Source organism: Nitrospira sp. Nam80, assembly GCF_965152575.1.
On sequence record NZ_OZ224216.1, the window covers coordinates 540,256 to 557,971 of the forward strand.

Annotated in this window: 19 protein-coding genes, 3 tRNA genes and 1 pseudogene; 7 read left to right on the forward strand and 16 right to left on the reverse strand. The window is 55.0% G+C overall.

All coding sequences use genetic code 11. The annotated features are described in order from the left end of the window. Nucleotides 1-111: 111 nt before the first annotated feature. The 6 genes from hscA to ACWGXE_RS02600 all read right to left on the reverse strand — a co-directional run bounded on the left by hscA (nucleotide 112) and on the right by ACWGXE_RS02600 (nucleotide 5,267). Nucleotides 112-1,932: a Fe-S protein assembly chaperone HscA gene (gene hscA, locus ACWGXE_RS02575; RefSeq protein ID WP_447601080.1), complete on the reverse strand. Its 1,821-nt coding sequence runs from the start codon at nucleotides 1,930-1,932 to the stop codon at nucleotides 112-114. A 22-nt stretch (nucleotides 1,933-1,954) separates the two neighbouring features. Next, nucleotides 1,955-2,671 (reverse strand): Fe-S protein assembly co-chaperone HscB, encoded by a 717-nt coding sequence (gene hscB / locus ACWGXE_RS02580; RefSeq protein WP_447601082.1) that lies wholly within the window; start codon nucleotides 2,669-2,671, stop codon nucleotides 1,955-1,957. A gap of 82 nt (nucleotides 2,672-2,753) precedes the next feature. Then, entirely contained in the window at nucleotides 2,754-3,107 is a 354-nt protein-coding gene (locus tag ACWGXE_RS02585; RefSeq protein WP_447601083.1) for a HesB/IscA family protein, read from the reverse strand. A gap of 34 nt (nucleotides 3,108-3,141) precedes the next feature. Beyond that, the gene (gene iscU, locus ACWGXE_RS02590; RefSeq protein ID WP_447601084.1) at nucleotides 3,142-3,540 is read right to left on the reverse strand and encodes a Fe-S cluster assembly scaffold IscU; all 399 of its coding nucleotides are present in this window, start codon (nucleotides 3,538-3,540) and stop codon (nucleotides 3,142-3,144) included. Nucleotides 3,541-3,573: 33 nt separating this feature from the next. After that, nucleotides 3,574-4,791, reverse strand: coding sequence for an IscS subfamily cysteine desulfurase (locus tag ACWGXE_RS02595; protein ID WP_447601085.1), 1,218 nt, complete (start codon nucleotides 4,789-4,791; stop codon nucleotides 3,574-3,576). Next, complete coding sequence (locus ACWGXE_RS02600; protein ID WP_447601087.1) at nucleotides 4,788-5,267, reverse strand: RrF2 family transcriptional regulator; 480 nt, start codon at nucleotides 5,265-5,267, stop codon at nucleotides 4,788-4,790. Before ACWGXE_RS02600 ends, ACWGXE_RS02595 begins: the two co-directional genes overlap by 4 nt. A 145-nt stretch (nucleotides 5,268-5,412) precedes the next feature. Between ACWGXE_RS02600 and ACWGXE_RS02605 the strand changes: the two genes are divergently transcribed. Continuing rightward, on the forward strand, nucleotides 5,413-5,829 hold the full coding sequence (locus tag ACWGXE_RS02605) for a 2Fe-2S iron-sulfur cluster-binding protein (RefSeq protein WP_447601088.1): 417 nt from the start codon (nucleotides 5,413-5,415) through the stop codon (nucleotides 5,827-5,829). A 44-nt stretch (nucleotides 5,830-5,873) separates the two neighbouring features. Here ACWGXE_RS02605 and ACWGXE_RS02610 read toward each other — a convergent pair whose 3' ends face one another. Then, on the reverse strand, nucleotides 5,874-6,569 hold the full coding sequence (locus ACWGXE_RS02610) for a ferredoxin--NADP reductase (protein ID WP_447601089.1): 696 nt from the start codon (nucleotides 6,567-6,569) through the stop codon (nucleotides 5,874-5,876). A 130-nt stretch (nucleotides 6,570-6,699) separates the two neighbouring features. On the opposite strand from ACWGXE_RS02610, the gene gltX reads away from it, so the two are divergent. The 4 genes from gltX (at nucleotide 6,700) to ACWGXE_RS02630 (ending at nucleotide 9,247) form a co-directional block, all read left to right on the forward strand. After that, entirely contained in the window at nucleotides 6,700-8,115 is a 1,416-nt protein-coding gene (gltX, locus tag ACWGXE_RS02615; protein ID WP_447601091.1) for a glutamate--tRNA ligase, read from the forward strand. A 42-nt stretch (nucleotides 8,116-8,157) separates the two neighbouring features. Continuing rightward, a tRNA-Gln gene (locus ACWGXE_RS02620) sits at nucleotides 8,158-8,231 on the forward strand. A 556-nt stretch (nucleotides 8,232-8,787) separates the two neighbouring features. Then, nucleotides 8,788-8,861: transfer RNA gene (locus tag ACWGXE_RS02625), tRNA-Gln, on the forward strand. 116 nt (nucleotides 8,862-8,977) lie between these two features. After that, the gene (locus ACWGXE_RS02630) at nucleotides 8,978-9,247 is read left to right on the forward strand and encodes a hypothetical protein (RefSeq protein WP_447601092.1); all 270 of its coding nucleotides are present in this window, start codon (nucleotides 8,978-8,980) and stop codon (nucleotides 9,245-9,247) included. A gap of 80 nt (nucleotides 9,248-9,327) precedes the next feature. Here the strand turns inward: ACWGXE_RS02630 and ACWGXE_RS02635 are convergent, their stop codons facing one another. Together ACWGXE_RS02635 and ACWGXE_RS02640 are read right to left on the reverse strand one after the other, a co-directional pair. Further along, nucleotides 9,328-9,681 carry a hypothetical protein gene (locus ACWGXE_RS02635; RefSeq protein WP_447601094.1) on the reverse strand — a complete coding sequence of 118 codons (354 nt, stop codon included), beginning with the start codon at nucleotides 9,679-9,681 and terminating at the stop codon, nucleotides 9,328-9,330. Between the two features lie 97 nt (nucleotides 9,682-9,778). Beyond that, nucleotides 9,779-11,473 carry a glutamine--tRNA ligase/YqeY domain fusion protein gene (locus ACWGXE_RS02640; protein ID WP_447601096.1) on the reverse strand — a complete coding sequence of 565 codons (1,695 nt, stop codon included), beginning with the start codon at nucleotides 11,471-11,473 and terminating at the stop codon, nucleotides 9,779-9,781. Between the two features lie 249 nt (nucleotides 11,474-11,722). Between ACWGXE_RS02640 and ACWGXE_RS02645 the strand changes: the two genes are divergently transcribed. After that, nucleotides 11,723-12,862, forward strand: a complete 1,140-nt coding sequence (locus tag ACWGXE_RS02645; protein WP_447601097.1) for a hypothetical protein — start codon at nucleotides 11,723-11,725, stop codon at nucleotides 12,860-12,862. Between the two features lie 132 nt (nucleotides 12,863-12,994). Here ACWGXE_RS02645 and ACWGXE_RS02650 read toward each other — a convergent pair whose 3' ends face one another. From ACWGXE_RS02650 to ACWGXE_RS02665, 4 genes are all read right to left on the reverse strand, one after another. Next, nucleotides 12,995-13,438, reverse strand: coding sequence for a DUF6941 family protein (locus tag ACWGXE_RS02650; RefSeq protein ID WP_447601099.1), 444 nt, complete (start codon nucleotides 13,436-13,438; stop codon nucleotides 12,995-12,997). A 135-nt stretch (nucleotides 13,439-13,573) separates the two neighbouring features. Then, nucleotides 13,574-14,098, reverse strand: coding sequence for a hypothetical protein (locus tag ACWGXE_RS02655; RefSeq protein WP_447601101.1), 525 nt, complete (start codon nucleotides 14,096-14,098; stop codon nucleotides 13,574-13,576). A 65-nt stretch (nucleotides 14,099-14,163) separates the two neighbouring features. Next, on the reverse strand, nucleotides 14,164-14,598 hold the full coding sequence (locus ACWGXE_RS02660) for a hypothetical protein (RefSeq protein ID WP_447601103.1): 435 nt from the start codon (nucleotides 14,596-14,598) through the stop codon (nucleotides 14,164-14,166). 13 nt (nucleotides 14,599-14,611) lie between these two features. Continuing rightward, nucleotides 14,612-14,815 carry a hypothetical protein gene (locus tag ACWGXE_RS02665; RefSeq protein ID WP_447601104.1) on the reverse strand — a complete coding sequence of 68 codons (204 nt, stop codon included), beginning with the start codon at nucleotides 14,813-14,815 and terminating at the stop codon, nucleotides 14,612-14,614. A 62-nt stretch (nucleotides 14,816-14,877) separates the two neighbouring features. Between ACWGXE_RS02665 and ACWGXE_RS02670 the strand changes: the two genes are divergently transcribed. After that, nucleotides 14,878-14,955, forward strand: a tRNA-Glu gene (locus tag ACWGXE_RS02670). Between the two features lie 6 nt (nucleotides 14,956-14,961). On the opposite strand, the pseudogene ACWGXE_RS02675 reads toward ACWGXE_RS02670, so the two are convergent. From ACWGXE_RS02675 to ACWGXE_RS02685, 3 genes and pseudogenes are all read right to left on the reverse strand, one after another. Further along, a pseudogene (locus ACWGXE_RS02675) lies at nucleotides 14,962-15,051 on the reverse strand (tyrosine-type recombinase/integrase); the annotation flags it as partial. A gap of 94 nt (nucleotides 15,052-15,145) precedes the next feature. Next, the gene (locus ACWGXE_RS02680; protein WP_447601105.1) at nucleotides 15,146-15,784 is read right to left on the reverse strand and encodes an MEDS domain-containing protein; all 639 of its coding nucleotides are present in this window, start codon (nucleotides 15,782-15,784) and stop codon (nucleotides 15,146-15,148) included. 1,527 nt (nucleotides 15,785-17,311) lie between these two features. Continuing rightward, complete coding sequence (locus ACWGXE_RS02685) at nucleotides 17,312-17,494, reverse strand: hypothetical protein (protein WP_447601107.1); 183 nt, start codon at nucleotides 17,492-17,494, stop codon at nucleotides 17,312-17,314. Between the last annotated feature and the right edge of the window lie 222 nt (nucleotides 17,495-17,716).

Genomic DNA, 17,716 nt, shown 5'->3' on the forward strand with positions numbered 1-17,716 from the left:
TCTCGGCAATCCAAGCCTGAATATTCGACGTGGCGGTCTGGCGAGGTCCTTACTTCACAAAATCACCCGATCACCAAATCACGCTTTATCGGGGGTATCACGATACACGGCTCACGCCAATTCCGATAACTTCTTGTTTTCCAGCGCTTGCTTCAACGAACTGTCCATGAGCATTTCGGCGAAATGATGAGTCGCTTTTTCGACGTCTTGAATCCGAGCGCGGATGACCTTGTGGTCTTCGGTTGCCTTGGCTGATTCGAGCGCCGCCAAAGACGCACGGATCGCGGTGAGTTCGTTGGCTTCGATCAAATGGCCCCCCTGGGTCAAGGCTTTTTCAGTGGCCTTCAGAATGGCATCTGCCTCGGTCCTCGCTTCGATCAGCTGGCGTGACTTGAGATCCTCGGCGGCAAATTTGAAAGAGTCGCCGATCATCCGTTCAACCTCATCATCGGTGAGCCCATAGGAGGGTTTCACCGCAATCGATTGCGTGTCCCCGGTCCGTACGTCTTTCGCCGAGACATTCAGAATGCCGTTGGCATCGATCAAAAAATTTACCTCGATCCGAGGAACACCGGCCGGCAGCGGGGGCACCTTCAATTGAAATCGCGCCAGGCTTCGGTTGTCCTTTACCAGTTCCCGTTCTCCCTGGAGGATGTGAATGTCCACAGAGGTCTGCCCGTCGACGTAGGTCGTGAACATTTCCTTCGAACTCGTCGGGATCGTCGTGTTTCGGCGGATGAGCGTGCTCATTACCCCGCCCATCGTTTCAATGCCCAGTGACAAGGGTGTGACATCCAAAAGCAGCATATCGGTTGTGCCGCCGGCAAGGATGTCCGCCTGCACAGCCGCCCCTAATGCTACGACTTCGTCCGGATCCAGGTCGCAATGTGGGCGCTTGCCGAACAGCTCTTGGACTCGTTGACGCACCAGCGGCATTCTCGTCGCCCCGCCGACCAACACGACCTCGTCGATGTCGGCCGGGTTTACCCCGGCATCTTTCAGGGCCAGGCGGCAGGGAGCCAATGTCCGTTCGATCAGAGGGATGGACAGGGATTCCAGCTGATCTCTTGTCAATTCTCTCCGGAAAAGACCTTTCCCTTCCGGAAGCTCAAAGGACACGGTTGTTTTCAAGTCATCGGTGAGGCGAACTTTCGCCCGTTCCGACTCCAGGCGAACGGTCTGCATCGCATCGGGATAGGCGGTCAGATCCATTCCGTACTGGGCTCGGACATCGTTCAAGAGCGAGTCGGCGACCACACGGTCGATGTCGTCGCCTCCGAGATGCGTGTCGCCGGTTGTGGACATGACCTCGAAGATGCCGTTCTTCAATTTCAGAATCGAGATATCGAAGGTCCCGCCCCCCAGGTCGTAGACGGCGATGAGCCCTTGTGTTCGTTGCTGGAGCCCGTAGGCGAGCGAGGCGGCGGTCGGTTCATTGATTATCCGCAAGACTTCGAGCCCGGCGATCATGCCGGCATCTTTAGTTGCCTGCCGCTGGCTGTCGTTGAAGTAGGCCGGGACGGTGATGACCGCTTTGGTGATGCTCTCGCCGAGAGAGGCCTCCGCGCATTGCTTCAACTCCTTGAGAATCATGGCTGAAATTTGAGGCGGCGAAAAGGTCTTGTCGCCGACTTGAATCCGAATGACTCCGCCTTGCTCATGGAGCTTGTAAGGGAAATACGGCAGTTCCTGCTGCACGTCCGCGAGGCCCTTTCCCATGAACCGTTTGACGGAATAAATCGTGCGGGCGGGGTTGCGGACGAGATGCTCCTTGGCCGCGTCGCCGACGATGAGGCCGTTGTCGGTCATGGCCACGACCGAGGGGACCATGGTGCGGCCGGTCCGGCCGGGAATAACTTTGGGCTTCTGCCCATCCATATAGGCGACCAGTGAATTCGTTGTGCCGAGATCGATGCCGACGATACGTGCCATGGTAGTGTATCCGACCGAGATGTTAATCGAGCGTTGCGCTCAGGTCATCGACGATGTTGCGGACGTAGGTCCGGTTGGACAAAATTTCCCGCATCTCTTTGAGTAACGTGTCTTTGCGGCTGCCGGTCTCGGGTTTTCCGGTCTGCAACTGATCCCAGCGGTCAAAGAGATCAAACAGCCGTTGTTCCATGTCTTGCCGGCGTTGTTCGAGCAGCCCGCGGTCTGCTTGTAGTTTCTGCCGCAACGGCTGCAATGCCTCCGGCGATTCATTCGCGTCGGCGGCCGAACGAAAGGCTTCGAGATCTTCCTGCAGAGCGAGAATTTCTTCGAATAAATCCGCCGGCGGAGAATTACGGATGTCCTTAGCCGAACCGGCCTCCAGACGCAGCAAGTATTCCGCCCGCTGAAAGGGGTCTTTCAGCGTTCGATAGGCGGTATTCAGCAGCGCGGAATTGCCCAAGCTGATCGTGCGCTCCGTATCCGTCTTGGTCTGGAAGAAGTCGGGGTGAAAGGACCGGCTGAGCTCGTAAAATTTATTCTCGAGATCGGCCGGTTCGATGTTGAGTTTTCGCGGTAATCCGAGACAGGTAAAGTAATCCAGTTCTTTGGACAGCGGCTGGACCTTGACGCAGCGGTCACAGAAATATTCGCCGGTGACCTCCGATTGGCAGTGCCAGCACATGCTTCTGGCCATCTGCAACTCCGTGCGGGAACCGGGTGCTTTCTGTATCTGTTCCATAGAGTCCTTCAAGACGGCATGGCGCGGAGCGCCATGCCGTGCCGCGGCAAATTCGGTGATTGAAGCAAAGGTGAATGGCGGGTTACGCCGAGAAGGACTCGCCGCACCCGCAGGTCTTGGAGGCGTTCGGATTGACGAACTTGAACTGGCCTCCCATGAGATCCTTTTGAAAATCCAGCTGGGTGCCCTGCAAATAGATCGCGCTCTTGGCGTCGACGATGACTTTGACGCCGTCGAAGTCATAAATGGTGTCGTATTGGCCAATTTTATCGTCGAAATTGATCGTATAGCTCAAACCCGAACAGCCGCCGCCCTTGACACCAAGCCGCAATCCACCCTCGGTGAGTCCTTGCACGTTGATGAGCCGTTTGACCTCCTTCAATGCGGCGTCACTGAGCGTGACGGCGGGGCTGGAGGTGGTATCAGGTGCATCCATGGTCATGACTCCTTCCTCTGAAGCGCGTGATCCGTTACTTGGTTTCGCTGACCTTATCGTCGGCTTTCTTCTTGTAATCCGCCAACGCGGCCTTAATCGCATCCTCGGCCAGCACGGAGCAATGGATCTTGACCGGCGGAAGGTTCAATTCCTGAACAATATCGGTATTCTTGATCTTTCCCGCCTCTTCCACCGTCTTGCCTTTGAGCCATTCGGTCGCGAGGCTGGAGCTGGCGATTGCCGACCCGCACCCGAACGTCTTGAACCTGGCATCGACGATCGTGTCGTCTTGAACTTTGATCTGCAGCTTCATCACGTCGCCGCACTCCGGCGCGCCTACGATGCCTGTGCCGACACCATCTTCTTCCTTCTTGAAGCTGCCCATATTCCGGGGATTGTTGAAATGATCGACCACTTTCTCACTGTAGGCCATGGTGCTTCCTCCTCGTTAACTTACGGGTCCTTTTCAATGAGCCGCCCACTGAACACTCTTTAGGTCGATCCCTTCTTTGGCCATTTCATACAAGGGCGACATTTCGCGCAGCTTGTTTACAGTCTCAATAATCCTCTTTGCCGCATAATCAACCTCTTCGGGCTTCGTAAAGCGGCCCAAGCCGAAGCGGATCGATGAGTGGGCCAATTCCGATCCGATGCCGAGCGCGCGTAAGACATAAGACGGTTCCAGCGTTGCGGATGTGCAGGCTGACCCGGACGACAACGCGATCTCCTTCACCCCCATGAGAAGGGATTCGCCTTCCACATAGGCGAAAGACAAGTTCAAATTATTGGGCAATCGCTGGGTCGGGTGCCCATTGAGATAGACGTCCTCCATCGCTTTCGTAATCGTCGCATAGAGATGGTCGCGCATGGCCGCCAGGCGGGTTCCTTCGGCGACCATTTCCTGTTCGCAGAGCTCGCACGCTTTTCCGAATCCCACGATCAACGGGACAGCCAGCGTACCCGATCGCATCCCGCGCTCATGTCCCCCTCCGTCCATTTGAGCGGCGATCCGGACGCGGGGATTCTTCTTACGCACATAAAGGGCTCCGATTCCCTTCGGCCCATAGATCTTGTGGGCGCTGAACGACATGAGGTCGATGCCCATTTCCTGCACATTCACCGGGACTTTACCGACGCCCTGTGTAGCATCGCAATGGAACAACACGCCTTTTTCTTTGGCAATTTTGCCTATTTCCTTGACCGGATTGATTGTTCCGATCTCATTGTTCGCAAACATGATGGAGATCAGAACCGTCTTGTCGGTAATGGCGTTGCGGACGTCTTCCGGATTGACCATGCCGAATTTGTCGACCGGCAAGTAGGTCACTTTTAAGCCGCGTTTGGCCTCCAGGGTCTTCGCCGTATCCAGGATCGCCCGATGTTCGGTGGACGACGTGATAATGTGATCGCCCTTCTCATGATACATCTCGGTCACGCCCTTCAGGGCTAGGTTGTTGGATTCGGTTGCTCCGCTGGTAAAGACGATCTCTTTGGGGTCGGCATGGATCAGCCGGGCAATCTGTTTACGGGCCTTCTCCACCGCCTCTTCCGCTTCCCAGCCGAAGGCATGGTTGCGGCTGGCCGCGTTGCCGAACTTTTCGGTGAAAAACGGCAACATGACTTCCAAAACCCGGGGATCGACCGGGCTGGTGGCATGGTAGTCTAGATAGATCGGAAACTTCATCGCTCGACTCCTTGTTGTTCTGGCGACACGGACTGAATAGTAATCAGCGGAGTGCCCCCCATCATGTCTTGCAGGGTCATGTTGTTGAGTAGTTGATAGATGCTGTTTTGCACCTTCAGCAGCGGAGTGCGAATGGTGCAGTGTTCACGCTGCATGCAGAGATCGCCTTCCTTTTCGTGCGAGCAATCCATGATACCCAGCGGTCCTTCCAGACTTTCCAACACCTGGGCGATGGTGACCTCCCGAGGGCTTCTAGCAAGCAAGTAGCCTCCCTTGGGGCCATTATGGCTTTCAATCAATCCATTCTTCGAGAGAGTTTGAAGCACCTTGGCGAGCAGCTCGACGGGGATGTTGTACTCTTCGGCGATCTCCTTTGTGTTGACCATGCGGGCGTGTGTCACGTCGCCAAATTGAACGGAGGCGATGTGTTGCAATGCCATCAATCCGTAATCCGCTTTTTTCGACAGTTTCAACATAAGGCTATTGCCGATTCATCTAGTCGGGGACTATAATGATCTCCGACCAATTAAGTCGGATAATGAAAACTATCATAGGCTTCTTTGGACTGTCAAGCAGCCACGTCCAGTCTTTTTTCATCGATAACGAGTTCTGGGAGGACCAATGGGAGGGACGAATCCTTATATCGACAAAACCGAAGTAGAGTTGCCGACAAAGCCCTACGACATCACGTTCATTGCCCCCGACAAGACAGAAACCAAGATTACCGTCCAGCCGGATAAGATTCCTTATGGGCCGACGGGACTCCCCGGCAGCATTCTGGATATCGCGATGGGCCATGGCATTGATTTGGAGCATGTCTGCGGCGGCGTCTGCGCGTGCTCTACCTGCCATGTGATTGTAAAAAAAGGACTTGATACCTGTAATGAAGGGACCGACGATGAATTTGATCAACTGGAAGAGGCGCCGGTCACGACGCTCCAATCCCGATTGGGATGCCAGTGCGTTCCGAACGGGACGACCGATATTGTGATTGAAATCCCCGCTGTCAATAAGAACCTGACGAAGGAAGGACACTGAAGAAAGGGTTCAGTCTGCCCGAGGTCTTACGAGCGGCGCCAGCATCAGTCGTAGGTCTCGATCTTTACATCGCGCCGGTCAAATCCCAGCTCAATCAGCCATCCCCGCAAGGGCCGTGCGAACTGCTTGATGCCGCAAATCATCGGCGCGATGTCACGGCGATCCTTGATCAGCCGGGAGAGCACTTCGATGACTCGATCGGTCTCAGCCGGCGGATCGGACACGACCGAGATATAGTGGAAATTCGTGCGAGAAGCTGCCAGCTCAATGAATTCATTTTGGTAGAGAAGTTCATCTTCGGCCGGAGCCGCCTGAATGACGGTGAGCGTACCTGGTTGCCTGGAAACCAGCGATTGAATCATGCATCGTATCGGCACAATTCCGGTGTAACGGCCGATTAAAAGAAGGTCTTTCTGAACGTGTGCCGGTAGAAGAAATTTCCCATGGGGACCGGACAGCGACACCCGGTCGTGGGCCTGGAGTGAATAGAGATATTCGGAACCGATACCGCCCGGCACGCGGTCGAATACAAGCGGTATATGGCCCGAAACCTGTTCCGGCGCCGCCATAGAATAGGCTCGATTGAGCAGCAGTTGCTGATTGTGCGGGACTTTGATGGATACCCATTGCCCGGGCTGGTAGCCGATTTTTTGGTCGGTAGGCAACAGAACAATCTCCCTGACGTGCGGTGTCAGGTCTGTTATGCGAACGACATCCGCCTGTTGAACTGTCTCAGCCATTGTGCTCGATTAATGCCGGGCTCGTCCGTCTTTGGGCGATTCTGTACAACCGACAAATGCCATGTTATAGATAGCGCCCCGTTTTTCGAAAAGCCAGCTCCGTTTTTCGCCGTATGGAAAGATCGTCATCATGACTCCAGTCCGCGTCCGGTTTGCGCCCAGTCCCACGGGTTTTCTCCATATCGGTGGGGTAAGGACGGCTCTATTCAACTGGCTCTTCGCCCGCCAGCAGGGAGGCGTCTTTGTCCTCCGCATTGAAGATACGGATCAAGACCGCTCGACCGATGCGTCGATCCAGGCCATCCTGGATGGAATGCGTTGGGTCAAGTTGGATTGGGATGAGGGACCGTTCAGGCAGACCGAACGGATGGAATTGTACCGGCAACATGCCCTGAGCTTACTGGAAAAGAGGAAAGCCTATTGGTGTGTTTGCAAGCCGGAAGATCTGGAGGCTCGGCGGAAGGAGGCGGAGGCCAAAGGCCTGTCGCCCAGGTACGACGGTCGTTGTCGCGATCTCGGGATTACTAATCCGTCTGAAGAGGCCGCGCTTCGTTTCATGGCTCCCCAAGAGGGCCAGATCGTCATCGATGATCTGATTAAAGGACAAGTCGTCTTTGATCATAATGTCCTCGATGATCTGATCATTCTCCGTTCGAATGGCTACCCGACCTATAATTTCTCGGTGGTCGTCGATGACGCCCTGATGAAAATCAGCCACGTCGTGCGAGGCGATGATCATCTGACGAATACGCCCCGGCAGATTCCGATCTTCCGGGCGCTGGGCTATCCGCTTCCGCGCTTCGGCCATCTGCCGATGATTCTCGGATCGGATAAGGCTCGCCTGTCCAAGCGGCATGGTGCGACATCGGTTATGGCCTACAAGGAAATGGGATATCTCCGGGACGCGCTCGTGAATTATTTGGTCCGTCTCGGGTGGTCGCACGGAGACCAGGAAATTTTTACACGCGACGAATTAATCGAGAAGTTTTCCTTCGACCGGGTGCAAACGTCGGCGGCGGTGTTCAATCCCGAAAAGCTCCTTTGGATCAACGCCCAGTATATTCAGTATGGAGATCCAGTGAAGGTCGCGGAGCAATTACGTCCTTTTCTGGAAGAGGCGGGCCTGGGAGAGGAGGCAAGCGGGGCGGATTCAGAATGGCTTCGACAGCTCGTGGTCTTGGTCAGAGAACGAACCAAGACTCTCGTTGAAATGGTCCATTGGGTCAGACCCTATTTCGGCCGGGAGCCGGTCATGGAAGAGGCGGCGGCAAAGAAATTTCTAACTCCGTCTATTGCTCCGGCGCTTGCCGAGCTGATAGAGCGGTACGAGACTCTGCCCACATTCTCAAAAGAATCATGGGAGGAAGTCTTCAAGGAACTTATTGAGAAGCATGGCATCAAGATGGGACAGCTTGCCCAACCGGTTCGTGTCGCTCTGACCGGACGGACCGCTAGCCCCGGGCTCTTCGAGGTCATGGAAGTATTGGGACGAGATCGGACACTGGATCGCTTGCGCCTGGGACTCGAGCGGGCAAAATCCGCGTAGGCTTGACTGATTTGAAGGCCTTATTATAGGTTGACCATCGGTTGGGGGATCGTCTAGTGGTAGGACGTCAGACTCTGGATCTGACTACCAAGGTTCGAATCCTTGTCCCCCAGCCAAACTCCGCTTCGTTTGCCGCTCCGCACTACCCACGGTTGCTCCCACCATCTATGAGTTCCGTTTATTCAAAAGCGGTTAATCATGCCGGATTGGGATGGCCGGCACGGGCGATACTGCATGATGCTATATTAGCGCCTTCATCGGCGGGCGACTCAGCTTTATTCAGCGTGAAATAGACGCCGAAGGCAAACCAGAAATATTCATACCAGCGGGGCATCGAGTTTACCATGAATGGTCCGGCTCATCTGAGGAGACTTTCTCAGACGGTGATACTTCAGTCGGACGCGTCCGGGAATAGCATGGACGACCTTGACCTCATGTGCAGCTTCGGACCTCATGGCTCGCTTCTGGTTCTCCCTGTGATTTTTGAGGCCGGCATGGTGCAATGCCCCGCCTTATAATGGCGTGGATGCTACAAATGTTGAAGAGTTAGATTAAGTTTTCGACGCCGAGCATGTCCCGGATGGCGCGACTCAATGCCCGATGGTAATTGCTTGACATATCAGTACCATACATGGTCAAGATACACCCGCCTTGATGAGGCATCACCGCTGCTGGGGGATCGTCTAGCGGTAGGACGCCAGCCTTTGGAGCTGGCTACCCAGGTTCGAATCCTGGTCCCCCAGCCAATCTTGTTTTCACGGTCCCTTCCTGTGCGCGCTGTCGCATCTCATGACTCTCTTACCGTAATCTCCAATCCACAGAGGAAGAGTTATGCAAATGGTGATGGTATTTCGGACATCACTTGAGCACGACGTGCTGCCGTTGGTGGAGTGAGGAACAGCTGCCGTTTACACGGCTTGACGGTCTGCAGGGCAAAGGCGCGACCGGCAGTGTCCCTGGGTCGGTAACCTGGGATGGATCGAATACGGTTCTTCTCTTGGCTGTGCCGGATGACCAATTGAGCGAGTTTCGAGATCGGGTGCATCAATTTCAAGACGAACTCAAGTCCCATCCCATAAGCGGCGGGCTTCCATTTCATATCTCTGTCCTGCCCTGCATCCAGTGGTTTTAGGCCGCTCGCCATTCCTTGCTGTACCCAGTTGCAAGCCCGATAGGTCGCCGAAACTTTCGGCGATTTTCGGCGATCGATGTTCAATGTGCCGACCGGGCCCTGCCAGTGCCGAGACGGTGCTCGAAGCAGGGTGGACACAAGTGATAGCCGCCCTGTTTGGATGTGTGGAAGGTTTCCATTTTCCGCGTGCCGCAATCGAAGCATGAAATGCGGCCAAATGGTGCGGACGGCAGGGGAAGCGAAACATCGATCGCTGTCAATATGCCATGCAGACCGACTGCCGAACGATGAATCTTCAGGAGGGTTGGTCGAATCGCTTCGGACGAGGCGGGGATGGCCAGCTCCAGGGCAATCAGCCGTTCTTGAACAAGATGCTGTGTGTCGGCGAATTGCTCGTGATAAGAGAAAAGGTTCATTGTCTCCTCCTGCTTCACGTGATGGCCTGGGACGACGGCTCATTATCCGGGGCTCTACGGTGATGAAGCAATTGACCGGAAGACAGGATGGCTTCCACTTTTGCCGGACCTTGGGCTATCGGCTCTGCTGAGCTTTTTCAATTTTCGCCCAGCTGTCGCGCAATGACACGGTGCGATTGAACACCGGCCGGCCGGGGATGGAATCAGGATCGACGCAGAAGTATCCCAGCCGCTCAAACTGATAGCGCTGCCCCGGTTGAGGATCGCGCAAGCTGGGTTCTACCTTGCAGGCAGTCAGTTGTTCCAGCGAAGACGGGTTGAGATAAGAGGTCCAATCCGCATCCGGCGGGATCTTGGAGGGATCCGTGACCAACAGGTGATCATATAGCCGAACTTCGGCATCGACCGCATGCGAGGCTGAGACCCAATGAATGGTCGCCTTGACTTTTCGTTGTGCTTGCGACCCGCCGCTTCTGGTTTCCGGATCATAGGTGCACCGTAGCTCAATTACCTCGCCGGTCCTCGAATCCTTCACCACCTCGGTGCATTTTATGATGTAGGCGTAGCGGAGCCGTACTTCCCGCCCGGGCGCCAGGCGGAAGAACTGTTTCGGAGGATCTTCGCGAAAATCATCCCGGTCGATATAGAGCACACGGGAGAATGGAACCTTTCGGCTCCCGGCGGCCGGGTTTTCCGGATTATTCACGGCATCGAGTTCTTCAACCTGTTCGTCGGGATAATTCTCGATGGTGATTCGCAACGGACGGAGCACGCCCATGACGCGGGGAGCCCGTTTGTTCAGGTCCTCGCGCACGAAATGTTCCAGCAGTTGCACGTCGACGACGGCGTCTCGCTTCGCGACGCCGATCGCATCGCAGAAGGCTCGGATTGCTTCCGGGGTATAGCCTCGCCGTCTGAGCCCTTTGAGCGTGGAGAGACGGGGATCATCCCAACCCTGCACCAACTTTCGCTCGACAAGGTCCAAGAGTTTTCGTTTGCTCATGACCGTATTGCTCATGTTCAGCCGCGCAAATTCGATTTGTTGGGGATGATGGGGCGGCTCGCAATGTTCCACGACCCAGTCATACAGCGGCCGATGGTCTTCAAATTCCAGCGTGCAGATCGAATGGGTGATGCCTTCGATGGCATCCGATAACGGATGGGCAAAATCATACGCGGGATAAATGCACCAAGCCGTGCCGCTGCGGTAATGAGCGGTATGCCGGATACGATAGAGGACGGGATCGCGCAGATTGATATTGGGCGATGCCATGTCGATTTTTGCGCGCAGCACGTGTGTGCCGTCCGGAAACTCCCCGGCCCGCATTCGTCGAAACAGATCAAGATTCTCGTTGATCGACCGGTCGCGGTAGGGACTGTTCCGTCCCGGTTCCGTCAGCGTGCCGCGATACTGCCGCATTTCATCGGCATTCAGGCTATCGACGTAGGCCAGGCCCTTGTTAATCAGCGTCACGGCATAGCCGTAGAGCTGCTCGAAATAGTCGGAGGCATAAAACAAGTTATCTTGCCAATCGAATCCGAGCCAATGAACATCGTCACGAATGGCTCGGACGTACTCGGGATCTTCGGTCGTGGGGTTGGTGTCATCCATTCGGAGATGGCAGGTGCCGCCGGGATTCTCATTGGCGATGCCAAAGTTCAAGCAGATCGACTTGGCATGCCCAATGTGCAAGTAGCCGTTCGGCTCCGGCGGGAAGCGGGTGACGACCCGCCCCTCGTGCTTGCCCGCGGCACGGTCGGCTGCGACGATGTCGCGAATGAAATCTGACGCTGGAGCGGAATCGGTCATGGTCAATGCATCCAAGAGACGGTTGCCGGCAACTCGACGGCTCTCTGGTAACTGCGTTCTGTCTTTTATCATACAAGAATACGGCGGGAGAAGTAGGCGCTATCCCGTGCGACGGATCGGGATGCGAACCGGATTTTGCTGGTCAGGTAGAGCTCGGTGTCTTAGAATGGGCCTATTCCGGTAAAAGACCATGGAAAACGGTGCACGTCCCGCGTAGGTGTCGGGCGCGAGGCAAGCGGAGGAGTGCGTATGCAACGGATGGTAGCGGCGGCGATGATCGGTCTGTCCTGGTTGGTGTTTGGTTCGGCTTTTGCGGCCGGCGAGGGCCCTGATCTCTGTAGTCTATCTTCAGTGGACGAAAAGATGCGATGTTTCCACGAGCGCTTGGAGGCTGCGGTCAAGAGCGAAGGCACGGAGCACGCGCTCTCGCTTCTTGAACTATGGACGAAACAAGATCCCGACGTGGAGCGAGAAGCGCACCCACTCGTGCATCATATCGGCCAGCAGTCCTTTGCGCATTATGGAGAGCCGGCCAAGGCCATGTCCCACTGCCGCGATGTCTTCTGGTCCGGTTGTTATCATGGCGTGTTGCAAGCCTATCTCGGCAGCCTGGCGGTCGTTGAATCGCATCACATCGTGTCACTCTGCCCACCGGTCGTGGGCGTGATCGATTTTTCATTCAAACGCTACAACTGCCTGCATGGTTTGGGGCATGGTGTCACCTTGCAGTTTCACTATGATGTCCTGAAGAGCCTGGCCTATTGTGATTATTTGACCAGCGAATGGGATCGGGAATCTTGCTACGGCGGTGTCTTCATGGAAAATATCGTCACGTTCCAGAGCGCCAGGCAGGCGCAGACAGTTCATGCCCACCACGGGCAACACCAGGCTACGAGCTTCATGAACGCCCAGGACTTGCTGTACCCCTGTTCGGCGCTGGACGGCAAATATCTGCGATCCTGCTATTTGATGCAGACTTCCGCCATTCTCACGTTTCTGAATTATGATTTTGCGCAGGCCTTTACGCAGTGTGAACGTGTGGTCACGGAACACCAGACGACCTGCTACCGGAGCCTCGGGCGCGATATCAGCGGCTATACCTTACGGGACTCGGAACGGGTAACCCAATTGTGCGAGCTGGGGAGAGGCGATCAGGTGCGCCAATGTTTTATCGGCGCGGTCAAGGATTTCATTTTGACCGATGCGAGCCCGGATCCGGGGCTCGCGCTGTGCCGGAAGCTCGACGGCCGGTTTAAATCGGATTGCTACGGCACGGTGGGTGAGATGGTCGTGACGCTCTACAGCGATCGGGAACAGCGGGACCAAGCCTGCCGTAAAGGGGAAGCGGAATACGTCGATACCTGCCTGGCATTGATCGGCGCGTATTAGAAGAAATGCTGAGTCTGACCCAGATTCTTTAGCTTCTTGTACCTTCCATCGATAGCGCATCCTTCCTCAGAACTTCTTTGATAGCTCGCGCACCTCATTATTCTTCGCGCCGCGGAGCTCATAACTCAAAACTCATATCTCAGAACCTCCTTCTGTCGCCAGTTGTGCCGGCAAATCAATCACATTGAAGTCCTTCTGCGCGATGATCGTGTGGCCGCCGATCTTGAGCCGGAATTCATAGCGCCCCGGCGCCGGAAAGACAATAATCGGGATATTGATGCCGAAATCGGAAATCTGTAAACGGTCACCAATGTCGATGTGAGGAAGCGTAGCCCGGCAGACCAGCTGATTCGTATTGAGGAAGAACAAATCGATTTCGAACTGATAGGTCCCTTCGGCGTCCGTCAGGCAAAAATAGACGCCCAGTTGTTGATGTTGAAAGGGAAATGAGGCGGATCGCAGATGGGTGAAGATCCCGATCAGGCTTTTCTTTCGTGTGGCGCTGTCTTCAATGACGCAATCGCAGACCAGGAAAGCCTGGACGCTGGGTCGATGAATGCCGGACATCGTTTCCATGACGGTGGTCGTACTTTTAGCACCGGCGCGGCGATCCAAATGAAACTTCACTCCGGAGGCCGGATATCGGCCGCCGGTGTCGGTGGCGAAGACGATCAGCCGTGTGATCTACGGTTTCACCGCCCGCCGGCATCTCTAACCCAAGACGGCTGTTCCGCCTCGCGCTTCGAACACATCTCCGAATAACGTCTGGCTCGATCCGACCCGGCAATAGTGCGACGTGATCTCGATCAATTGACCACGGTGCGAGTAGAACTTGCCTGTCGCAACATGGATTTTCCCGCCGGGCGCGATGGCGGCTTCCACCAAGGTCTCATTGGTTTCGTCGTCGGTGATCTTGAGCCAAGGCAGGTGAGGGAACAACGAAGGGGGAGAATCGCTGGTGTGAATGCTGAAACGGTTGCCCTCATTAAAGGCCCAGCGGTTTCGGCGCAGATGCGCAATGTGATTGCCGCTGCCATCGTAAAAATCCATGGTCAGCAACACACGATCCGGCCCGACGCCTGTTTCGAGTACGAGCTGCTCCTTTCCCTGCACCTTCACGACTCCGTTGGTGTTGCGGAAGATGTTCGAGCCCAGCCTGAGCTCGATGCCGTGTCCGGTTTTATCCGAGTCGGGTGAAGGAGGAGGGTTCAATGGATCTGGTCTTGTCTTATCCACCGGTACGCTCACTGGCCCGAGAAACTTCGACACTCAAACGGGTTGCCCCATAGGATGGCATCTATCTACGGAGTCGCTGGGCCTTCACGATTTTCCGAGTCGGTTGCCGTTACGCAAATGGCCACCTCCTTTTCCGCATCCTTGACGGACAACGTAACCTGTTCCGAAACCTTCCCGCCGCCGCTGGGCTTGGTAGCCGGCACGATTTTCGCGATCATCGGTCCTCCGCCGGCATCGACATAAATCGTGGTGCGCGCCAACTTTTCAAGCGGCTTGCCGTCCGTGCCCACCGTCGGCTCGGTATAGGACACGGTGATCGTCGATTCCGGGGCTCTTATCTTGACCTTGGTCGCCATTCCGCATTGATTCCACGCGCTGGAATCCGTCGGGGCAAGCATGCCGATAGGAGAGGAGCTACTACAGGCGCTGATAAGGGCGCTGCATACGAAGGAAGCGGTGAGGCGGACACTGATTTGCTGCAGGTAAGGCAGCTTTTTCATACTGTACGCCACTTTAGGTCAAAATCGTAACGAGAGCAAGCAACATCGTGGAGTCATCGCGCCGGACACGATTCCCGTCAAGCGGGCCGGCGAAGTCTCCATTCAACGGGCTGTTGAACAAGGCGGCCGGACAGAAGTTCGGTCGCAACGTGAGCGGATGGAATGGATAGAGAATAAATGTCGGCCAGCGACGGAGTTCCAGGCGTTTGAAAACCAAAAACTTCCTGTGATAGAGTCGCCCCTCTGCTGCGTGCACTCGCCGTTGAACAATGATCAGTCGGTCCCATCGTCTAGCTTGGCCTAGGACGGAGCCCTCTCAAGGCTCAGACACGGGTTCAAATCCCGTTGGGACCACCACCTATTTAGCCGCTGGACGCGGTAGAGATCCACGCCGCGCTGCACCAGAGCCGACGCGAACGTATGCCGCAAGTCGTGGAAGCGAAAATCCGACACCCCTCGAATTTTCGATCTAGCCTCGGTATATTTCCACTGTCCATTTAACTGATAGTTTGTGCACAATTCGCTGCATAGACCATAGCCACGAAGGCTAATTGGGGCTCGCATCTTCGCAAAGACAATTGATCATATTATTTAGAGCAGGAGTGTTGGATGATTGCGCGGTAAACGATGTTCGTTTTACATAATGTGGATTGAGTCGAGAAAGCGTTTCATTCAGAAAGACTGACTGATGGGGCATGAGACCTTGCCGTAGCACTTCATGCGGCAAGGTATCCGTATGATACTGACAGATGCCTGAGAGCGCCGGACGTTTTTGACGAAATTCCTCCAACTGCCACTCATACTCCAGGAGTTTAGAAAAATCCTTTTCCGGACCAAATTCCCAATCCATATCGCCTGAAGCCCATAGACCTTCATAGCCGTCATTCAGGGCCTGGTCTAAGGCCTCCTCAAGTGTTCTCAGCATGCGATCAATATCGAAGCGCCCGTTAAGGAGGTATCCTGTGTCTGACGACAGTGCCAGACTCCCTTTGATTTCCTCTTGCGGGACGTTGATTCCCGCTGCGAATAGATGAGCTCGCATACCAGCCACCATGAATGGTCTATTAAGATACACGCAACAATGATTCTCGTTCAGCTTTTGCCGGATCAACGCTGAAAGCCGTGGCAGATGCGGCGCAGGAGAGCCCTTATAAACGAGGCACTGGTGACGGGAGATTTGTTGCATGATGCTTAAAGGTAATCGGAGTACTGTGTTCTGACTCCACCCAATAGTAATGAGCGTCAAGGCCCTACGCAATGACAATAAATCATCAATTTCCTGGTCGTTTTGTGGTTGCTGAAGCGGCTCTTGTACAAACCAGTTCTTAATACGATCACCCGGCAGAAAGCCGAAATCGACAAACGAGTGGCCGACTTGCAGGCCCTGCGGCAGGAAGCGAATCCCTCCGTGCGCAATACGAACGACGGATCGTTGAATGGGAGCAGGAACGAACCGCCGGTAAACACGGGTGTTGTTCGTTGCCCATCTGCCATGCCGAGATACGCGGTCCGTTGGCAGGTAGACTTACAAGTTCTTGGGGTGTGAAGCGAAACGTAGGGCGATGAGGCATTCCATTTCATCATGGTCTAAGACCCGGAACTCCGTTATGCAGAGGACTTCCTCCAACGTAGCCCTGAATGGCGCGCACCACTCTTCGGAGTCGCCCATCGCGTTAAAACAATGATGGACGAGAAAATCGGCGAGCAACCGACGGTCGCCTGGCCTAGAAAAGCAGTCAGCTAATTGAACTCATGCTTGCACAGCGACGGGTCTCAATGGCGCAGGGGAACTCGGCGTCCGTGCTAATGGTTGCACAGGCCATTGATCATACTAGCTATGTCGGCATTCAGTGCCCTCTGTAATGCTGGCCCGTGCGCGTTGATCGGCATCCGAACTATACACCGTGAGATATACGGTGTAAAAAAGGCATGGTATACCTCATACTTGCTTACACGAATGGAACAAGTCGGCCGGGCTGAGCACGAGTCGTACTATTGCAGCCGATGTGGCACACAAGCAGACGGGTTTTGAGTTGTAAGCCGCGATAATACTGTCGTCCGGCGGATGTCCTTCCTTATTTCTGAAGACACCGACAGATGATCCTAATTGTCGAGCGGGCAAACCGGATTCGGCCGGTTCATCCATTACGAGGTAAAATTCTAGGCGCTTATGGGGACATAACATGCTGCTTGCGGTCCGGCGCTATTAACCATGTCTAAGAAAAGCAAGTCACTTCTTGATGGTGTCCACTCTCCTACCAGGTGGTGGAAGCTGTCATCAAGGAGAATTTGGTGCCCTGGCTCCCCGTGTCCACCAAGGCGAAATCGCCACGTCCTAAAGCGAAGAAACCTCGAGCCAAGGTCGCGGTCCGTAATGGATCAAGAAGAGCTCAGTCCACCACGAAAGGCGCGCGAAATTCTCCCCTATCATGCCGGATCCGCCGCAAACGCTAATCTCGGCGGACTGCCCCTCAGCGCCTACACGATTCGCGTCTGTGTCCTTAATCAGCCGCTTGCAGATTTCCTGTGGAACAGCATAGCGGCTGCGGGAATGCGGTGAACGTTGAGAGCCGGCTGACTTGTCAATAGATTCGCGTCAAGCTGTGTCGGGTGTTCTTCACGCCATCCTGTGCTGGGACGTCGATGGGAGCGCGAGCAAGGTGACATCCGGCAAATGGCGGAAGGGGAATGTTGGTCTTCAGTTATTGTATGTCTAGTCGGGATGAATCCAGCTCCATAGCCATATAAAGAGGACAATTGTCGTGGTGGCAATATAGCCAGTTAATCCATAGAGGACCACGGCCGCATAGGATGCATACACGATGCAGGCGCTCAGCACGAGAAATACCATGGTGACTGAGAGCCCGTGTACTAGGCGACGCCAGGGTATGGTCATGTCAAGAGTCCTCCATGATGGAAGCAAGCATTTCGGACGCTCACGACTTTTTGAAAAGTGATCAGGGCAAATGAATACAGATGGGCGCGAGTCGCTAGTGTGGCAAGCCATACACGCACGGAGCACTCGGGGTTCTACTAGATGCATTGTCATGAATGCACTACAGTCCCTGGGCTGTCCTGCTAGGTTTTTTTAAGGAAGCGCCGTCTGTTCGGGACATCC